This window comes from Agrobacterium sp. ST15.13.013 (assembly GCF_027956525.1).
Taxonomy (GTDB): Bacteria; Pseudomonadota; Alphaproteobacteria; order Rhizobiales; family Rhizobiaceae; genus Agrobacterium; species Agrobacterium salinitolerans.
On the sequence record NZ_JAQKGP010000090.1, the window covers coordinates 1 to 515 of the forward strand.

A 515-nucleotide genomic window follows, 5' to 3' on the forward strand; every position below is an offset into this window, starting at 1 on the left:
CGCAACATATGTTCATGCGGAACGCATGAACATATGATTGCTTTTTTGGATTGGCATGCCTTATCCCGTTCGCTTGTCGCTCACGGGGGACGCCAATCGACTATCCGGCCACCTCTGATATGAGGGACCAGGTGGCCAAAGCAACCTTGTTCATGTTTTCACATGACTGTTGTTTTCGAGAAGCTGGGTGGCATTGCCACTTTTTATCTTAATTACACGTCTTTCTGTGACTGGTCCGTTTACCTGCCTTGCTCGAGATCGAGCGTGGCAGCCATACAGGACGCTAGTCCGTCGCGCCTTCCGGTTTTTGCTGCCAAGCAAAATACCTTATGGCGCGCGCCGTCTGCAGCGCAGCGGCCGAAGGCCGCGACAGCGTGAAGACAGAACAGATAATGCTCATCTTCGATGAGCATGAACAATGGGAACGAAGAAGTCGATCGAGCTATTAGTAACGGTAAGCTTCACACATTGCTGTGCTTCCACACCCGTCCTATCGACGTGGTCGTCTTCCACGG

Annotated in this window: 1 rRNA gene; it reads right to left on the bottom strand. The window is 52.0% G+C overall.

The window, feature by feature from the left end:
• Window positions 1–424: 424 nt before the first annotated feature.
• Window positions 425–515 (bottom strand): 23S ribosomal RNA (locus tag PL597_RS26015); the annotation flags it as partial.